Below are 18,400 nucleotides of genomic sequence, written 5' to 3'. Positions count from 1 at the left end.
TTAGATACGTCATCCGCTGCCCTGCTGTTCAGGCTCATTTATGCTTTTACTGAACCGGGCTCCCTACTTATCATTGGTATGCGATTTGGGCTGGTCGAAGCCCAGGCTGGTACGCATTAACTCAAACGGTAATTTAGTGGGCAACCGGGCGATCTTTGGCCTGCAAAGTCAATCCCCATGTGTTTCCAGGCTACGAAAACGACGCTAAATACCAAGCCCGAAAACAGGAAAAACTCGCCATTTATCAGAAGTACAATTTCAATTTGATTGAATTAACGGATACGGACGTGTTGAATCTGGACGCTATTTTGCCGAGGGTTTGTTGAATTTTGGGGTGCAGGGAAATTGATTTTGAATATTTCGCTGATGAGTTTTCTCACCCAATGAACCGTTGCAACGAATCAGCTCTAGCGTTTCAAAACATTTGCAGGGCTTCGTGTTGCTCTGCCCAGCCTACCGCCCTTTGCGATATATGAATTTCGCTGTTATCGATAAATTTCGATACAGGCCTTGTCTTCGTCAACCAATGCCACTTGTATAGCGTTCTGATTAGCTAATAAGCAGTTAATGGTTGCCGCTTTGGATTGATTGCCGGTTTTTAGCCAGATAATTTTTGGTGGTTGGCCAAGTAAATTCGAAAGCTCAAAAAAGTCCGCGTCTTTGGTGACAATGACAAAGCCGTTGGACTTTGCGTACCGCCAAACGGTTAAATCATCGGCGTTTTCCATACCCAACAACGCTATTTGTGTCGTTTCTGGAAAGGCATCCAGCAAAAACGCCACCGCCCGACGGGATAGATTTTCGTCTAATAGCAGTTTCATCAAACAATGGCGGATACATTACGCTCACGATCTGCGGCAAAAGCCAAGCAGGCACGAATGTCGCTGGTTTCCAGTTCCGGATAATCCTCCAATATTTCATCCTCGGACATGCCATCGGCTAACCAAGACAAGACATCGTAAACGGTAATCCGCAGCCCCCGGATACAGGGCTTCCCGCCACGTTTGCCTGGTTCAAGTGTGATGATATTTCGATAGTCTATGGTCATGGCTTACATCCAAATAACAGTTAACTTAGAGTACCACCAGGCGATTCACACGTCATCCGTGATCACGTCGGTGTTAGACGCTCGCGAACGTTATCGCGGTTTGGCCAAAAACGCGGCGCGTTTGGCCTTCCTGACGGCGATAGCCAACGTGCTGCGCGGTGACGCTTATGAACGCCGGAGCCTGATTGCGTCCGAAATTTGAAAATAAGCCCGAAAACGGGCGGGTTTGCGAGGAAAAACCACTTTTTTGATAATAAACCGGTCGAATATTGAAATTTTTGACTCACTTTGACAGTGACTGCCTCTCAAAATGTTTTTTTTCAGAGGTTCCTTAAGGCCTCAATGCTTAGCCAACTTAGCCGCCGCAAGCTCGAATATAATAATTTCCGCCTCGCCCTTACCAACGTTTTCCACGGTCATTTCCGCGCCGGTTTCCCAGAACACTTCGCCTTGGCTGTAGACTTTGGTCTGGCCGTCATCCACAACCTTCAGTTTTCCCATCACCACATATCTTGGGCCGGGCCCTTCGTGGGTATGCAATGGGGTTTGATACCCCTTGGGGAAGCGCACCCGCAGTACATGGCTCTCCACTTCTTTACTGGGTAAAGTCACCGGCTTGGTCATTAACAATTCCCGCGAGAATTTGCTGGCGGTCTCGTCGGCTTGCACCATCGGCGACACACACGTCAATAATCCCAACACAGAAAGTAAGTAGCAAACGCGGTTTGATTGTTTCATAAGGGTGGCCTCAGCGCTAAGGGATGGGTGATAAGTAACGAGTATACAAAAAACGCTAGTTACCGCGCCCACTGAATTGGCATGGCGGGCGCTAATAAGCTAGTCTTCGGCTGGCACTTGCTTGGGCATTTCGCGGTTGATTAAGAAATACACCAGGGGAATCACCACCAACGAAAACAAGGTGGACGCAATAATGCCAAAGATAAAGCTCCAGGCCAGGCCCGAAAAGATGGGATCGAGGACGATCATCACCGAGCCCAACACTGCCGAAGCCGCCGTCAAAAAGATCGGATTCAAACGGGTGGCGCCGGCTTCGATGATGGCATCGGCCAGACTGATGTCCGGATTTCCGCGATAAATGTTCTCGATAAAATCGATCAGGATTATGGAGTTGCGCACCACGATCCCGGCCAAGGCGATCATGCCGATCATGGCCGTGGCGGTGAAATACACGGGATCGGCATATTGACCCACATCGGACGCAAACAGGTTGATGAACCAAAAGCCCGGCATGATGCCGATTACCGTCAGGGGAATGGCGATCATCATGATCAGCGGCACACCCAAAGAGCCGGTCTGCCCGACCAGCAGGATATATATCATCACCATCGCCGCGGCAAAGGCCAGGCCCAAGTCGCGGAACACATCGACGGTGATTTTCCATTCGCCCTCCCCGGCCATTTCCGCGCTGTATCCGGCTGGTAGCGGTTGCTGTTCCAAGGCATCCTGCAGATCCCATACCGCTTCCACCGGGCTGCGTCCGGCCATTTCAGCTAGCACATACGACACCTGGCGTAAGTTTTTGTGATAGATGGTTTGATCGGCTATTTCGTGGCTGAACCGCCCGATCTCGCTTAAGCGGATCAAATCGCCTTTCGCCGATTTCACCGACAGGTTTAACAAATCAGCCTCTGAGGAACGCGCCGCTCTGGGGTATTGCAGTGTGATCAGCAAGGGCTGGCGTTCGCTGGCAATATGCAAGGTACCGGCTAGGCCACCTTCTACCGCCAGTTGCAAACTGCTGGCGACTTGCTGATTGCTGATACCCAATAGGGCCGCTTTGTCATGATCCAGCACAAACTGCCATTGGTCTTGCGGGGCTTGCACGTAATCGTCCACATCCACCACGCCCTCGGTCGTTTGCAAATGCTCACGGACTTGTTTCGACACCTTCACCAAGTCCTGATAACCGGCTTCCGGCGGCCCGTAAATTTCTGCGACCACACTGGACAGCACCGGCGGCCCTGGCGGCATTTCTACAATTTTTAAGTTAGCGCCATATTTTTGACCGATGCGTTCTATATCCGGACGCATCCGCAAAGCAATGGCATGCGATTGTTGCCCGCGGCGGGATTTATCCACCAGAATGATACGTATGTCGCCGACATAAGCACCCTGGCGCAAATAGTAATGCCGCACCAAGCCATTAAAATCCATGGGTGATGCCAAACCGACATAGGTTTGATAGCTACTGACTTCGTTTACCGTGGCCAGATATTGACCCAGGGCCGTGGCGACTTCATTGGTGGCTTCCAAAGAAGAACCGCGCGGCATATCAATCACCAATTGCAGCTCGTTTTTATTATCAAACGGCAGTAATTTCAACGGCACGACTCTGGTCACCGCCATCAAGGTCGACAACACGAACGCCACAAATACCGCCAGCAAAAACCACAAGGCTTTGGATTTGTGACTTAGTAGCGGCGCCATAATGGCCTGATACAGCTTGAAACCTCGGGATTCCTGTAACCGAAATTCCGGTCCATGATCTTTACCGTAATCGCCCTTTAACAATTTATAACTAGCCCAAGGCGTCACCGTGAAGGCGATCAGCAAGGACATCAACATCGCTATCGGCACGTTAAAGGCCATGGGTGCCATATACGGTCCCATCATGCCGGTAATAAAAAACATCGGCACGAAGGACATGATCACCGCGAAGGTTGCCAAGATGGTCGGCGGACGAATTTCGTTCACCGCAGTCAGCAAGGCTTGTAACGGTGGCTCTTTGCGCATTTTGTAGTGGCGATGGATGTTCTCGACATCGACAATCGGGTCATCGACCAGCAAACCCAAAGACAGAATCAACGCGAACAGCGTCACGCGGTTGATGGTGTAACCGAAAATCAAATCGCACAGTAAGGTAATCGCAAAGGTCATCGGCACCGCCAACGACACGATCAGCGATTCTTTAAAACCCAGCGCCAGCGCCAGCAGAACAATAATGGTCAGAATTGCGATGCTCAGATGCATCACCAATTCATTGACTTTGTGATCGGCAGTTTCGCCGTAGTTACGGGTGACTGTGACCAGCACTTCATCCGGAATCAGCGTGCCGTGCAATTGTTCGGTCAATTCCAACACCTGCTCTGCCACGCCGACCGCATTGCTGCCGCGGCGTTTGGCAATAGCGATAGTAGCCATTTGCCGCTCTTCGCCGACCATCGGTAGAGAACCACCTTTGTGCCCTACCGTTTGCATTTGCTCCACACCAGGACCGAAGCCGATGCGAGTGTAATAGTCAGTGTCTTGCGGGCCATCGACGATCTGCGCCACATCGTGCAAATACACCAGACGGCCGGCGACGTTTTTCAAGACCGTCGCCCCGACCTGCTCCGGGGTTTCATAGTGCGGGCCGGCTTCCAGCAGGATTTCGTTATTGTGCTGATTCAAATGCCCAGCCGGCAGATTGACATTGCTTTGCGCCAGAGCCTGTTGAATTTCCGGCAAGCTTAGGCCGCTGGCTTGCAACTTGGCGGGATCAGGGTACACCGAAATCTGCCGAGGCGCGGCGCCGATGACCCAACTTTTGCCGACATCGTCGATGGCGCGTAAGCGCTCGATCAGCTCTTCGGCGATGCGGCGTACCGCCATAATGTCTTCGTTGGCCTTAGGCATGGACAGGCTCAATAGCAAGATCGGCACGTCATCGATTTCCACCGGCTTGACGACCCAATCGCTGACGCCGGGCGGGATGATGTCCAGATTGGCTTGCAGCTTATCGCGGGTTTTGATCAAGCTGTCTTCGATACTCTCGCCCACCCGATAGCGCACCGTCACCAGCGCTTCGCCGGGGCGGGAGGCGGAATAGACATATTCCACACCCTGAATTTGCTTGAGTAATACTTCCAGCGGGGTGGTCACGCGCTTTTCCACTTCTTCGCTGCTGGCGCCGGGGTAATGCACGAACACATCCATCACCGGCACGATGATTTGCGGATCTTCCTCGCGTGGCGTCAAAGTCAGCGCCGCCGCTCCCGCCAACAGGGAAATCAATAAAAACAGCAGCGATAAATGCGAGGTGGTGAATAAGCGGACGATGGCAACCGTCAGGCTGTCTTTTTTCGCTTCCATGGTTTTGTTCAACTCGCTCATTGCTCCAACCCAGCGTTACTCAAGATGGTTTCGCCGGCGCGCAATCCGGAAAGTATTTCGACTTGGTCGCCATACTGTTTGCCGGTGCGAATATGTCGCGTCAATAGCCTTTGCCCATCCAGTACTTTAACCGCTTGCAGTTGGCCGTAATGCAAAATGGCTGCAGACGGGATCATCACGGCTTGTTGTGCACTGGCACAAGCCAGCTCCAGCCAACCGAATTGGCCGTGTTGCAAACCAGGCATGTTAGGTAATTTAACTTTTACTGCCAGGGTGCGGGTTTGCGGATCGATTTCCGGCGCTATTTCGTCTACCGTCGCCGCCAGCGTTTGTTGCGGCGTATCGAAGCGCACTTTCACTTCCATGCCTAACTTAATGACTGCGGCACAGTGGCTGGAAATGGCTGCTTCCAGGCGCAAGTCATCGGGTTTGTGCAAAGTGACAATGGCTTGATTGGGCAAGCCCATGTCGCCCGGCTCTTGTAAACGCTCACCGACTACCGCGTCGAACGGCGCATAGAGTACGTTCTCGCCCAGCATCACTTTGCTTTGTTGCGCGGAACTGGCCGCTTGATTGGCCATGGCTCTGGCACTTTGCGCTTGCGCCAGCACTGCTTCGTAGTTTTGGCGGGTGGCCGCTTGCTTGTTGTATAGATCGATAATGCGTTTTTCTTCGGCATTGGCCTGGGCCGCCTGGGCCTGAGCCGCCGCCTGCCCCGCGCTGGCGGCATTGTAAGCCGCCCGCAGATCGCGATCATCGAGACGGGCGATGACTTGGCCTTTTTTGACTTTGTCGCCCGGATTCACGGTTATTTCCAGAATGCGCGCATTCAATTTCGGGGCAATTTTCGCCGCCAGGCGGGATTTGACCACGCCTTGCCAAGACAAATTGTTCTCCGCAGTCTGCGTGCCTACTTTTAAGGTGTGTGCGCCGGCGGGTATGCTGCTCTCAGGCAGATCCGTGTTGCCGGGTTCGGTCTTATCCTGGCCACCCAAGATGCCCAGGGCAAATAAAATCACCAGCAACAGCGCCGTGATCGCTGCCGCAGGGACCAGCCATCTCGGCGCATTTGATTCAGAAAAATGTTCGGTCATCGTGACTCCTTTATTGCCAGTAACCGGTGGCTTGTTTCAGTTCCGCTTCGGCCCGCAAGGCATCGAAACGTGCAGTGATTTGTCGGGTATGCGCCTTATCGCGCGCCACTTCAGCTTCGATATAACGGGTCACGGTCACGACACCGGCTTGGCGTTGCTCATTCACTAAACGCAGGGCTTCTTCCGCCGCTTTGACCGCAACGGCGCTGACTTCGGCGCGACTCAGCGCATCTTGTAGTTTGATTTGGGCGGATTTCAGCTGTTGCTCGATGCGCAAACGGGTCTGTCTGGCTGCCTCTTGGGCGGCCGTCAGTTCGTGCTCGGCTTTCTTGATTTTTTCTTGCGTCGCAAAACCGGAAAACACATCCACTTCCACCATTACCCCGGCAGTGACGTTATCGCGGTTGCTGCTGAACGCCAGATCTTTGCTGTCGGAACCATAACTGACAAAGGCGTCAGCGCGCGGTAGGTGCGCGGCTTGCGCGACATCAAGCTGACGTTCGGCCATCGCCACACGCTTCTGCGCGGCTTGTAGTTCAGGATGGTTGCTGAGTGCTTGATTCAGTAATTCGTCAAAAACCGCCGGACTGGCCGGTAATGCGGCTTGCCGAGTTGTATCGATGGTAAAAGGTGCGTTAACGGGTAAGCCCAGCAAGGTTTTCAACATACTCTGCGCCAGCTCGATGGCGTTTGCAGCTTGTATTTCCGCATCCTTGGCTTCGGCCAATTGTACTTCCAAGGACAATACATCGGACTTTAATACCGTGCCGGCATCAAAGCGAATCCGTGACTGATCCAACTCGCTTTGCACTGCCGTAATCGAGCGCCGACTAATCTCGTGGGCTTCCATTGCCGCCAACTCGCCGTAATAGGCTGCGGTGACGTTATTCACCAACTGATTGCGGGTCGCGGCCTTTTCCAGTTCCGAGGTTTCGATACCCAGTTCCGCCGCCTGTTTGCGGTAGTAGTCCTGTCCACCGCGAAACAACGAATACGTCGCTGTCACTTGCGGCCGATAGTTATCAACACCGCCGGGATGATTGAAGTCGTTGCCGGCAAAGCTGAGCCGACGCTGGGCAATGATCATCGCAAAGGCCTGGGCCGGATTATCGCTGTGCTGATAGGACAAACTGGCTTTGATTTGCGGGTAAAAACTGGCCAAGGATTCGCCCAACTGCGCATTGGCCTGTTGAATACGCGCTTGCATGATGCCCAGCTCGGGATTGTTCGCCAGCGCGGTGTCAATGGCTTGTTCCAGGCTATATTGACTGGGTTCGGTATCGGCTAAGGCCGTCTCCAAAACCAGCATCAGCACGAAAACTAACCGCCATAAAGTTCGATGTATCATTGAGTAATCTGCATGCAATTAGGGCAAATGGATTGATAGAGAAGTCTAGACGCATAGCGCCATTGGTTGGCCAACGGCACTGTTGCGTTTGTCATCCCCTATCAGCGCGGCGCAAACCAGTGTCAGCCTTTCAACCGCATAATGCCAAACATTTTTAAGGTCAGTTTTTCATAGTAAGGCTCGCTAATACCCTTGCGAACTTTACGCATGAAGTATTTTTCATAACCAATTTTAGCCAAATGCACCCATTTACCGCTGGACGCCCACTGCACGTTACGTGGCGGAATTTGCGGCATGGCCAGGAAAGCGACGCCCGAATCGCCAAAGTCCGCCAGACATAGTGCATTCCAGGTGCCTTTTTCTTTAGGCTGCTTGCCATCAAGTTCTGCCCGTATGTTATGAGCCGTAGCAGTAACCATCGACTCGATCATGTAACCAGTCTTAGGCGTGCCGGTCGGCACCGGGGTTTGCTCGAGCGGTGGAATGGCGATGCAAACCCCAATTGAGTAGATATTTTTATACGTGGGATTACGTTGATTCTCGTCAACAATGACAAAACCGCGCGGATTCACAAGCTTGTCAATACCGGTCAAGGCATCGACACCTTTAAAAGCCGGCAGAATCATACTGTGTTTGAACGGTAACTCGTGTTTCTTTTTCTCCTGACCGTTTTCATCCACTTCCGTGACATACATCATGCCGGCTTCGATCTTGTCGATTTTGGCATTGCAAATCCAATTGATATGTTTGTTCCGCATCTCGGCTTCGAGCATCCCTTTGGTATCGCCTACGCCGCCTAAGCCCAAATGGCCGATATAGGGTTCCGAGGTGACATAGGTCATTTTCACCTTATCGCGGATTTTACGTTGCCGCAGATCGGTTTCGGCGATGAACATGTATTCATAGGCAGGGCCAAAGCAAGACGCCCCCTGGGCGGCACCGACGATAATCGGACCCGGATCTTCGACAAACTTGTCCCAAAATTCACCGGACTCGCCGGCATGATCGACGTGGCACACCGATTGGGTATGGCCGTTGGGCCCCAAACCCGGCACCTCGTCAAAGGCCAGTTTCGGACCGGTGGCGATTACTAAAAAATCGTAATCGACTTGCGAGCCATCGGCCAATTCCACGTGATTGTTTTCCGGGTGAAAACGGGTGACTTTTTGTTGAATGAAGCCGATCTTCTTTTTCTTGAACATCGGTGCCAATTCGACCTTGATATCTTCCGGCTTGCGCCAGTTGACCGCCACCCAAGGATTTGAAGGCACGAAATGAAAAGTCGGGGTATCGGCGATCACCACTACCTCGTCTTCTTTCCGAGCGTTTTCTTTCATTTCCAATGCCATCGGGATACCGCCGATGCCCGCGCCTACGATTACGATTTTTGCCATGAGACTACTCCAAATTGATAGATAATTATTTTTTTGCCGCTGTTATTGGCAGCTTTCTTTAATGCCCAATTTTTTAAGAATCATTTCCAGCGGGCAGAATCGGGTAAAACCGCTTTGAAACAAATTGGCCCCGACAAATGCGGTAAACCAAAGCCAATTGCTAGACTGAAATAAGGGGCTGCCTTCAACGCCGAGACTCAGCGACAGCAACACAAACAAGCCGGCGACAATACGGACGATACGTTCGGTGGTCATGACAACCTCTCTTTGCTACGTTGCGCCAAGCTCTCGCACGATTGATCGATGCCGTGATGGTCGATGTCGCACACCGATTCCAGCCACATGGCGTTGATGATGGCGAAGGACGCCGCGAAACCGACGCCGAGTATCCAAGCGAAATACCACATGATGTGTCTCCTTAATAAAGTGTGTGACTGTCTTTAAGCACAGCCGCTTCGGTCACGCTGCCCCACATCACCCGGTACACAAAACGGGTGTAGAGCAAGACGATGGGCAGAAAAATGATGGTGATCCAAAACCCGAGTAATAAAGTGTTATGACTGGAGGTACCGTCCCACAACGTCAGGCTGGAACCGGGCGCGGTTGATGAGATCAGCAGGAAGGGAAACAAACCGAAACCAACCGTCAACGCCACACCGGTAATACCCAGGCTACTGAGCACGAATGCCCCCATCCTGGACTCGCCCTTGCCTAGCAACCAAGCCAGCCCGATACCGACAAACGCAGTCAGCGGCGCCAGCCACATCCAGGGATAGCTCATAAAATGTTGCAACCAGCTTGCGCCTTGAGCGATCACGGTTTTATGCAGTGGGTTGGACGGTGCGTCGGTAGCCGCCATTTGGGTAATTTCCGGGCGATCAATACCCACGAATACCCACACAGTAATCGTAGCCAATGCCAATAACAGCATCGGCCCCAAGGCATTGACGGTATTGATAGCGCGGTCATGAATCACGCCTTCGCTACGCCATTTCAGAAATAATGCGCCGTGGAAAGTAGTTAGCAAAAGGCCGGTGAACCCACACAACAAGGCAAACGGACTCAACAATGCCCAGAACGACCCGTCGTAAAACGCGCGCAGATCTTGGTCGAAATGAAACGGCAGGCCCAGAAGCAAATTGCCTACCAATACGCCGAGCAGTACCGGCGGTAAGCTGCTGCCGATGAACAGGCTCCAATCCCAACTGTTGCGCCAGCGCGGGTCTTCGATCTTGCTGCGGTAATCAAACGCGGCTGGGCGAAAGAACAGCGAAAACAACACCAATAGCATCGCCGCATACAGCCCGGAAAACAGCGTGGCATACACCGCCGGCCAAATCGCGAATATCGCCCCTCCCAGCAGCACCAGCCAAACTTGATTACCTTCCCAGGTGGCGCCGACGGTGTTGATGATCACCCGGCGTTCCACGTCGGATTGACCGATAAACGGCAGCAAGGTGCCAACTCCGAAATCAAAGCCTTCCGTCAATGCGAAGGCAATGCCGACGATACCGATAAAGACCCACCAAATCAGGCGGATGGTTTCATAATCAAACATAATGAACTCCTGTTGACGAAGGGGTTAGGCGGGTTGCTGTTCGAGACAGTAACGTCCGGTATGCAAGCTGCTAGGTCCGAGGCGCACGTACTTCAACATCAGATACATTTCGATGATCAGCAATATCGTGTAGAACAAGGCAAACCCGCCAATACTGAACCACAGTTGCCCGGCGCTGAGGCTGGAAACGCTCATGTGGGTGGGCAATACGCCGGATATAGTCCAGGGTTGACGACCAACTTCGGCAACAAACCAACCGGTCTCGGCGGCAATCCAGGGTAAGGGGATGCACCACACCGCCATCCGCAACAGCCAGCGTTTTTGATCGGCCACGCGGGTAGCGCAGTAGTAAAACGTCATCGCAAAGATAAACAGCATGATAAAGCCGCAAGCCACCATGATGCGGAAGGTCCAGAATAGCGGCGCGACTTTGGGAATGGTGTCGTTGGCCGCTTTTTGGATCATCGCCGGGTCGGCGTCGGTGACTTTGTCGGTGTACTTTTTCAGTAATAAACCGTAACCCAGGTCGGCTTTGTGGGCGTCGAACGCTGCTTTGGCACTTAGGTCACCGCCACGCAGTTTTTGCAAATTGTCGTAAGCCACCATGCCGCTTTCGATGCGCACCACACTCTCTTCACGCAAATCTTTTAGACCTTTAACGTCTTCGTCGATGGAGCGCGTGGCGATCAAACCCAGCACATAAGGCACTTTCAGCGCCATATCGGTTTTCTGATTGTCCTGATCCGGCAAACCAAACACGGTGAAACCAGCAGGGGCCGGGTGGGTATCCCATTCCGCTTCAATCGCAGCCAGCTTCATTTTTTGGGTTTCGCCGGAGGTGTAACCGCTTTCGTCGCCCAGCACAATCACCGATAAGACGGAGGCCAAACCAAACGCCGAGGCGATGGAAAACGAGCGCCTGGCGAAGCCGATGTCGCGCTTGTTCAGCAAGTACCAGGAGCTGATGCCTAGCACGAACATCGAGCCCGTGACGTAGCCGGCGGCGACGGTATGCACGAATTTGACTTGCGCCACCGGGTTAAAGAACACATCAGCAAAGCTAGTCATCTCCATGCGCAGCGTTTCGTAGTTAAACGCCGCACCGACCGGATATTGCATCCAACCGTTGGCGATTAATATCCATAAAGCCGACAGGCTGGTGCCCACTGCCAGCAGCCACGTCACCACCAAATGCTGCACCCGGCTCAACCGGTCCCAACCGAAGAAAAACAGACCCACAAAGGTCGATTCCAGAAAGAACGCCATCCAACCTTCCGCAGCCAGTAAGGGCCCGAAGATGTCGCCGACATAATGCGAGTAGTAAGCCCAGTTGGTGCCGAACTGAAACTCTAGCGTCAATCCGGTGGTGACACCCATGGCAAAGTTGATTCCAAACAGCTTGCCCCAAAATTTGACCATGTCCTTGTACACCTCTTTGCCGGTCATCACGTAGACCGACTCCATGATTCCGAGGATAAAGGTCATGCCCAGGGTCAAGGGCACAAAGAGGAAATGATACAGCGCGGTTAGCCCGAACTGCATGCGCGACAGCATGACTATATCGTCACCGAACATGGCGAGACTCCTGGGTGGATGAGGAAGAAAGGGGATTTGTGGCGCCGGGTGTGGCCGGCAAAGCAAAGTGCGCAGCGATGTCCGGTTTGGCGACTGGGCGCTCTTGCCAGCGGAAAATCAGAAACCAGAGGCCGATGAGCAGGATCACTTTTATCAACAGCGCTGCGGCTATTTCCCAGCGTAGCAAGCCGGATTTTGGTAACTCAGTATGGGCAGTATCTGTCATAGCCACCTCTTTGTTTAGAGCCATGGAAATGCTTGCGGGTAAATCGGCCTTGTGCGGCTTACTCAGGGAAAACAACGTTTGCCGAATAGCTCGGCAATATTGGCTAGCAGTGGCCAGCAATCCCTCTTTATTTGTAGTGTAGTTCGGTTTTGAATTCGGCACCTGTCTTAGGCAGTTAGAAACCAAAAGCGCAGAAACGCTGTTTTTGATCGCCATCGTATCTTGGCGACGACCGCCTAGCGGCGGATGGTTGTATCTTGAGGTATCAGTTTCTGAGAGTTGACCGAAAAACATACGCACTTCACAAATATCATTAATCAATAATATTTCTATATCAATTTGCGTGCCAAGCGTGATTTCTCCGATTAATCAAGGTAGGTAAGGGCCAATCAGCTATTTAGAGGTGCAAAATACGTTTCAATATGAAACATTGAAACAATATCCAGGAGTCTGAAACAAAAATGAAACGTGGCACACCGATTCTGCAACAGTCTCCCGCTTTGATAAACCGACGCCCTAAATGCTGCCGCTCCATTGAGTATTGGAGCCCAAGGGCTTAAAGGGACTCCGCTCCTCGCCGGAACGACGATTCCAGAAAATTCAAAAGAGGATCAACCCGGCCCTGTTTATCACTGGTGTTTCGTGCGGATTGCGCGCGTCGAAACCCAAGCGGATGCGCCTATAGACACACCGATTTAAGCGCCGGGTTAATGCTATGCGACTGGCAATTCGGTGCTTCTGTTATCACCGAACCAACAGTTTATAGGTTTGCTCCACCATTTTAGTTAAGCCGCGCTCTTTAAAATGCAGCTCGGTCGCTAAGGCGTCGTCGCTGGTCAGCAATTCGATTTCACACCAGTGACTGTATAAACGCTCAACCTCGTCGGCTTGTACGCTAAACGGCGGCCCCGGCATTTCGTGTTGCGGATAATCGAATGCTATCAGCAACATTTGTACATTGGCGGGTAACAGCGAGGACAGTTTCATCACGTAATCGATGCGCATATCCGGCGGCAAAGCCACCAGCGCCGCCCTATCGTAAACCGCATCAAACTCGCCGACGTCGGCAGCTTGCAATGCAAAAAAATCCCCGCAGAAAATCTGCAAACCGTCCACCTCGCTGACCCAAAAATCGCCTTGGCGCCGCACCGTTGGTTGCAAATTGTTATCGGCGAAAAACGACTCGACAGCCAGCGGACTTAATTCCACCCCCACCACCTGATAGCCCATGGCCAATAGCCAGAGCAAGTCCTTGCTCTTGCCGCACAGCGGAACAAACACTCGCGCTTTTTTCGGGATAGACAAGCGCGGCCAATGCGTTTGCAGAATGGGGTTGAACTCATGCTTGTGAAAACCGATTTGGTTCTGTTGCCAACGCTGATGCCAAAAATCGTGATCCATAGCCTGCCCTCTCATTTGATATTGCACGAATAGCCATTCTATTTGACTTGCCGGTTTACTGCTCGGCATTGTTGGTAGCGAAAAAGCCGATTTTTTCGACAGCGGCGATAGCTGACAGCAATCAGCTCTTCATGTCCGCTGGCGCGGCTTATCGATACTGAACATCCTCTTGAATTTCCGCCGTTAAATGCCTCATTGACCTGCCGCCAGCCTGGGCTTCGAAGAGCTCAGCCCGAACGGGTAAAAAGGACCGGCGTAATAAATATAAGCTAACGTAAGAACCCATGGACGTAGATCCAACAAATCGTGATACATTTCGATGCGTCGCGCGGTCAAGCGAGCCGGAGCCGTTGCGAACGCTTCTTCTGCATGGGCAGAATAAAGAACCGGTTCAACACACGCTGCCGAGCAAGCCATGCGGGCTTAACTCGGTAGTCGACAATTTTTAAACCATCACAAGGAATTTTCATGGAACGTCGCGATTTTATTCGATTGAGTGCCGCCGGTGCGGCGATCAGCGCCATTGCCCCCAGTCTGGCCCAAGCCGCGGAAACCGGCAAACAACCTACACCGCCGGGCGATGTGTTTTACACCAAGGATGCGCAAGGCCGCTGGGCCGGCAAAGCCGCGACGCATTTGCCGGTGATTGAAGTCGTTAAAGCCGACGATAAAACCACCGTCAAAATCACCACCCCGCACGAAATGAAAGGCTATGAACATTACATCGTCAAACACGTATTGCTGGATAAAGACTATAAGTTCCTGAACGAGCGGATGTTCGATCCCAGCAAAGACCCGGTCGCCATTTCCGAATTCAGTCTGGCGGGATACAGCGGTACCGTTTACGCCTTGAGCCTGTGCAACAAGCACGATCTTTGGTTGAATAGCGCCGAGGTATAAAGCCATCAGATCGGCGATAACAAGGAGGTTATCGCCGTTTGATCAATCATTTGCAGTCAGAAGCTCTCTGAGAATAGTCTGCAATCGACCCGTTGCAGACTATCGTACAATCTGATTCAATGACTGCTAGTTGATGTTTATCGGCCATTTATTGGTTCCGTTGATATACAGAAGAGAAATTCATGTGTCGATCAATAGCTTATCGTTTTACGAGTCATTTTTAGTAGATATTAGGAGTGTTTGCTCTTCTAACGGTGGCAGTTCTGGTGTGGTTATATGTACTGCGCCGAGCAACTGGTGATACCAACGGTGATTCACTTATTTGTGAGCGCTCCGATGGCTATCCAGCGGGTCAACTTGACCGTCAAAAGCTACTCTCCTATTGTCGCTACGCTTTCGCCGTCAAGTCACCCTTATCGTAGGGCTCCACAATTCGCCGTGCCGCCTGCCGCACCCAACAATTCCTAGGGAATAAACGCCGTGAAAGAGAACTACGCTGATTACTTCACGCGCATACAAGATGCCATCTCGACTGAAGCGAAGAAGCGTGTCAATTGGCCAATCTTCGAGCGCGACCGTACCACAGGCGACGAAAAACTAATTGATCTTTTCCTTGATTGCTTCGATCACCACACGCAATGGAGTGATCGCCAACCTGTTGACCATTTCACTCTTCTCACACGGAACGCTAGGCGCTACATCCCAAGAGACGAAATCTTGGTGCGCTTCATCGACAAGCACTATGTGCCGCCTGCAATTCTAAAGTCCCCATACACAGATGCCCCCTACAAGCCTGAGGACTTCATTTCATACGATAAGCTGTGCGCAGACATACAGTCAAACCCAATAACGGATAGTCCTGAGAACTCGGTAGAGTTAGGAAGCAACACCTACACATATATTGTTGGCGATGTTGGAGTAGGTAAATCCCTTTTTGTCATTTCCCTGTTTCGTCAAATTGCGTTTGCTGGAAAGAAGGTCCCATATCAGGTGCAAGATGAAGGGGGTTACATAGTCGTTCCTGTGTATGTCAATGTTGACGACAAGTTGGAAGACAATGGCAACCTTCGGCCCATTGATGACGCTTGGTTCGAAAAGAACATAATAGATCTGATCACAACGCGCCTTCGTTCCAATCCCACTCTTGAGACTATTAGCGAACTAGGGCGCTTCATCGACCCCGTTGATACCGGATTTGTCAACCGTATTCGCAAACTCACGCAACATTTAGCGCGTCGGAAATTGAGACTAGTGCTTCTAGTCGACAACGTCGATCGCTACCACTTCCACTATTCCAAGTATCGCTTCTCCACTAAATACAAGTACCTTCAGAGAGAGGCGGTAGTACGAAACCTCAAGTATCTTATCTCATGCCTTACCTCTCGAAATGAGTTGGGGTGGTGTGGTCTGTGTGTCGTAATTATCTGTCGCGACTATGTTCACGAGTACTTGCGTGCCGGTTGCAATGACCACAGCGAAAAAGACCGAGAATTTGGGCGTGCGCACAAGCTAGTACTTCAAGACGATCAAGAAGTGCTTCAGGCACGGCTACGACTCTTCGACGAAGCACTTAGTGTCATCCCACAGGAATGGATAGGAAAAACAAAAAATGCGTATCTGACCGCACTTCAATCGCTACTTGCCAATCAGGACGCAGGGGAACGGCTACGGCCCGAGATCGAATTGATACTTCGCCTTGGCAATCATGGGTATCGATCATTGGTCGAGTTCATCGACCGATTGGAGTTTGATCTTGCGGATACCGAGGTTTTCGAACGGTTGCTAATGCGCCAAAGCAAAAATCTACCAAGCCTGTACTTGCTCAATCTCAAACGACGATACTCTCAGCGCGTCGGTCACTTTCCCAATCTATTCTTAGTCGATGCCCGTGCTGCCGTGCCTGATGAGTTCGCCATGGCTCACCCAGAGCATCGTCCGACTTATTGGCTCAAGTACTTTATCCTTAAAGTTATTGCAAAGAATAAATCGCGCCGTATTGAACAGTTGCTGCGCTTGTTCTCCACTATTGGCGACTATGACGAAGACTTGGTTCGTTTGGTTGTCGGAAGCTTGTGTAGCACCAATGACTCACGTTGTATTGACGTAGATGCATCTGGAGAGATTTTAAGATCTGAACCAGACCTATACGTGACGCCCCGAGGTCACCAGCTTATTTCACGCTCGGATGCGTTCGGCGAGGCAAGAGTTGAATTTTGCTTCGAGTTTAACTATCTGCAGCTTGTGGTCGATGACTTGTGGCTATCTATTCCAAACGATTTGATAACATCAATCGCATCCGAATATGACTATGCATATCTAATCAAACGAGGCGATGAATACAGTAAATACGCCTCGCTCATGGTTACGACAAAGGCAAAGTCAGTCATTGCATTTGCCGCAATCTTGGCCAGTTCACTCCGCACTGAGATGAAGCATATGCCTAGACTACGCGAATACCTCAAGAAGAACGAGCTTCTCCCAGATATGAACAGAATTCAGGAAACTCTTTTGGATACCTGCACAGGGCTATATCGAAGAGTAAGTAAGAGTGACGATACAGAGATTGCTGAACTTAAGAAATACTTTGATCAGTGCGCGTCAAAGGCCGAATCACTTGACGCCTTCTTCGACAATGTGCAAAAGAAAGGGGTTACAGTTCTATGACAACCAGCATTGCAAACGAAACAACATCATTATTGCCACTTGCCTCAGCCTGCATCGGTTTCCTTGGGGCACTATTTTTATACTTTCTCAAAGAAAGAAACGACTTAAAGTCGCGCCGACGCGAGGCCATGTTCTTCCTTCTGTTTTTCACTAACACCCTCGAAAAAATGATTTCCGCGCGAGCGCTGCATAGACACTCCGGCAGCAATTTCGATGAGGCAATCCGCAAATTGGCCTCAGCTCGTCTTGACTACTACTCTTGGTCAGAAATATCAAAACTTGCTGACATCAATGCTGCGTGGATTGCCGGTGAGTACGATCAACTGGTACATACGGACGGCATTAAGTCTGAACTTCAAACAATGGCGGCTTCCTTTACGGAACGTGCCAATAAGTATTGAGAATTTACAAGCGCCGCCCAACCGGGCCTTGCGCACAAAACCGCGCAAGGCCGTTTACCTCGCTCGTTGAGCGACTGCTCTGAGACCATCACCTTCCATTGATTTGAAAAGCGTGATGGTCAGCTTATGGCCGACAGCCGTCCCCGATAACACCAATGCCAAGGCTCGTAAACATAACCGAAGCGGTTATCGCGCGGGAATGACAGAAAAAATTGAAAGCGTTTTGCGTTGCTTGATAGCCACTGAAAAGCAGCCGTTTGTTCGAACCGCTCGCCCAGTTCCGGGCAATCGTCGCTGCCTATATCGATGGCACGCCCGGTGTGGTGTTCGCTGTAACCGGGCGGGGCCAAGACACGCAGAATCTCCTCGATAGTTTGCCCCATCCCGAGCTTGCGCCGAATAATGTCGGCTTGATAATCCGCACTGCGAAAGGCCGACACCATCAGCAGGGTAATGCCCTCCTCGGCGGCGGCCTGTTTCAATGTGTGCCAGGCAACGGCCGCTTCCGCCGTGAGATAATACGCCCTGCCCTGCGGCGTGGTGTCAGCGACGATCAATTCGGCGGGCTCGCGGCAAAATGCCAAACCCCTGGCTGCCGGCAGCTCGTCCGGAATACCCAGTTCGATAAATAGCTCATGAATACGCTGTAAGTAGGCGTCAAGCGGTTGGTCAATCATG

The 18,400-nt window shown here is 51.7% G+C and carries 18 protein-coding genes; 4 read left to right on the top strand and 14 right to left on the bottom strand.

Features of this window, described 5'->3' with window-relative positions; genetic code table 11:
* Positions 1-485: 485 nt before the first annotated feature.
* Both ACWAU0_RS17400 and ACWAU0_RS17395 read right to left on the bottom strand, forming a co-directional pair.
* Entirely contained in the window at positions 486-821 is a 336-nt protein-coding gene (locus ACWAU0_RS17400) for a DUF5615 family PIN-like protein (RefSeq protein WP_458137414.1), read from the bottom strand.
* Positions 821-1,048 (bottom strand): DUF433 domain-containing protein, encoded by a 228-nt coding sequence (locus ACWAU0_RS17395; RefSeq protein WP_205450284.1) that lies wholly within the window; start codon positions 1,046-1,048, stop codon positions 821-823. The genes ACWAU0_RS17400 and ACWAU0_RS17395 overlap by 1 nt, the downstream gene beginning before the upstream one ends.
* Positions 1,049-1,106: 58 nt before the next feature.
* Between ACWAU0_RS17395 and ACWAU0_RS17390 the strand changes: the two genes are divergently transcribed.
* Positions 1,107-1,250 carry a hypothetical protein gene (locus tag ACWAU0_RS17390; RefSeq protein WP_523070816.1) on the top strand — a complete coding sequence of 48 codons (144 nt, stop codon included), beginning with the start codon at positions 1,107-1,109 and terminating at the stop codon, positions 1,248-1,250.
* Between the two features lie 137 nt (positions 1,251-1,387).
* Here the strand turns inward: ACWAU0_RS17390 and ACWAU0_RS17385 are convergent, their stop codons facing one another.
* From ACWAU0_RS17385 to ACWAU0_RS17335, 11 genes are all read right to left on the bottom strand, one after another.
* Complete coding sequence (locus ACWAU0_RS17385; RefSeq protein ID WP_240347967.1) at positions 1,388-1,786, bottom strand: cupin domain-containing protein; 399 nt, start codon at positions 1,784-1,786, stop codon at positions 1,388-1,390.
* Between the two features lie 99 nt (positions 1,787-1,885).
* Positions 1,886-5,161: an efflux RND transporter permease subunit gene (locus ACWAU0_RS17380; RefSeq protein ID WP_205450285.1), complete on the bottom strand. Its 3,276-nt coding sequence runs from the start codon at positions 5,159-5,161 to the stop codon at positions 1,886-1,888.
* A complete protein-coding gene (locus tag ACWAU0_RS17375; RefSeq protein WP_205450286.1) occupies positions 5,158-6,255 on the bottom strand; it encodes an efflux RND transporter periplasmic adaptor subunit in 1,098 nt (365 codons plus the stop codon). Before ACWAU0_RS17375 ends, ACWAU0_RS17380 begins: the two co-directional genes overlap by 4 nt.
* Positions 6,256-6,265: 10 nt before the next feature.
* Positions 6,266-7,603 (bottom strand): TolC family protein, encoded by a 1,338-nt coding sequence (locus ACWAU0_RS17370; RefSeq protein WP_205450287.1) that lies wholly within the window; start codon positions 7,601-7,603, stop codon positions 6,266-6,268.
* Between the two features lie 122 nt (positions 7,604-7,725).
* Positions 7,726-8,997 carry an NAD(P)/FAD-dependent oxidoreductase gene (locus tag ACWAU0_RS17365; RefSeq protein ID WP_205450288.1) on the bottom strand — a complete coding sequence of 424 codons (1,272 nt, stop codon included), beginning with the start codon at positions 8,995-8,997 and terminating at the stop codon, positions 7,726-7,728.
* Between the two features lie 42 nt (positions 8,998-9,039).
* On the bottom strand, positions 9,040-9,252 hold the full coding sequence (locus tag ACWAU0_RS17360; protein WP_033156334.1) for a YgaP family membrane protein: 213 nt from the start codon (positions 9,250-9,252) through the stop codon (positions 9,040-9,042).
* Positions 9,249-9,404 (bottom strand): cytochrome bd-I oxidase subunit CydX, encoded by a 156-nt coding sequence (gene cydX / locus ACWAU0_RS17355; RefSeq protein ID WP_020481307.1) that lies wholly within the window; start codon positions 9,402-9,404, stop codon positions 9,249-9,251. Before cydX ends, ACWAU0_RS17360 begins: the two co-directional genes overlap by 4 nt.
* 11 nt (positions 9,405-9,415) lie before the next feature.
* Complete coding sequence (gene cydB / locus ACWAU0_RS17350; protein WP_458137412.1) at positions 9,416-10,555, bottom strand: cytochrome d ubiquinol oxidase subunit II; 1,140 nt, start codon at positions 10,553-10,555, stop codon at positions 9,416-9,418.
* A 24-nt stretch (positions 10,556-10,579) separates the two neighbouring features.
* Positions 10,580-12,130 carry a cytochrome ubiquinol oxidase subunit I gene (locus ACWAU0_RS17345; protein ID WP_458137411.1) on the bottom strand — a complete coding sequence of 517 codons (1,551 nt, stop codon included), beginning with the start codon at positions 12,128-12,130 and terminating at the stop codon, positions 10,580-10,582.
* Positions 12,120-12,677, bottom strand: coding sequence for a cytochrome oxidase putative small subunit CydP (gene cydP / locus ACWAU0_RS17340; RefSeq protein ID WP_458137410.1), 558 nt, complete (start codon positions 12,675-12,677; stop codon positions 12,120-12,122). Before cydP ends, ACWAU0_RS17345 begins: the two co-directional genes overlap by 11 nt.
* Positions 12,678-13,100: 423 nt before the next feature.
* Positions 13,101-13,757 (bottom strand): thiopurine S-methyltransferase, encoded by a 657-nt coding sequence (locus ACWAU0_RS17335; RefSeq protein WP_033156460.1) that lies wholly within the window; start codon positions 13,755-13,757, stop codon positions 13,101-13,103.
* Positions 13,758-14,225: 468 nt separating this feature from the next.
* On the opposite strand from ACWAU0_RS17335, the gene ACWAU0_RS17330 reads away from it, so the two are divergent.
* The 3 genes from ACWAU0_RS17330 (at position 14,226) to ACWAU0_RS17320 (ending at position 17,722) form a co-directional block, all read left to right on the top strand.
* Entirely contained in the window at positions 14,226-14,657 is a 432-nt protein-coding gene (locus tag ACWAU0_RS17330; RefSeq protein WP_458137409.1) for a desulfoferrodoxin family protein, read from the top strand.
* 480 nt (positions 14,658-15,137) lie between these two features.
* A complete protein-coding gene (locus ACWAU0_RS17325) occupies positions 15,138-17,321 on the top strand; it encodes a hypothetical protein (RefSeq protein WP_458137211.1) in 2,184 nt (727 codons plus the stop codon).
* Positions 17,318-17,722: a hypothetical protein gene (locus ACWAU0_RS17320; RefSeq protein WP_458137210.1), complete on the top strand. Its 405-nt coding sequence runs from the start codon at positions 17,318-17,320 to the stop codon at positions 17,720-17,722. Before ACWAU0_RS17325 ends, ACWAU0_RS17320 begins: the two co-directional genes overlap by 4 nt.
* A gap of 119 nt (positions 17,723-17,841) precedes the next feature.
* Here ACWAU0_RS17320 and ACWAU0_RS17315 read toward each other — a convergent pair whose 3' ends face one another.
* On the bottom strand, positions 17,842-18,399 hold the full coding sequence (locus tag ACWAU0_RS17315; protein WP_458137408.1) for a M15 family metallopeptidase: 558 nt from the start codon (positions 18,397-18,399) through the stop codon (positions 17,842-17,844).
* Position 18,400 lies beyond the last annotated feature (1 nt).

The organism is Methylomonas sp. Uni0009, assembly GCF_054188105.3.
This window is presented reverse-complemented; position numbering and strand designations above follow the sequence as displayed.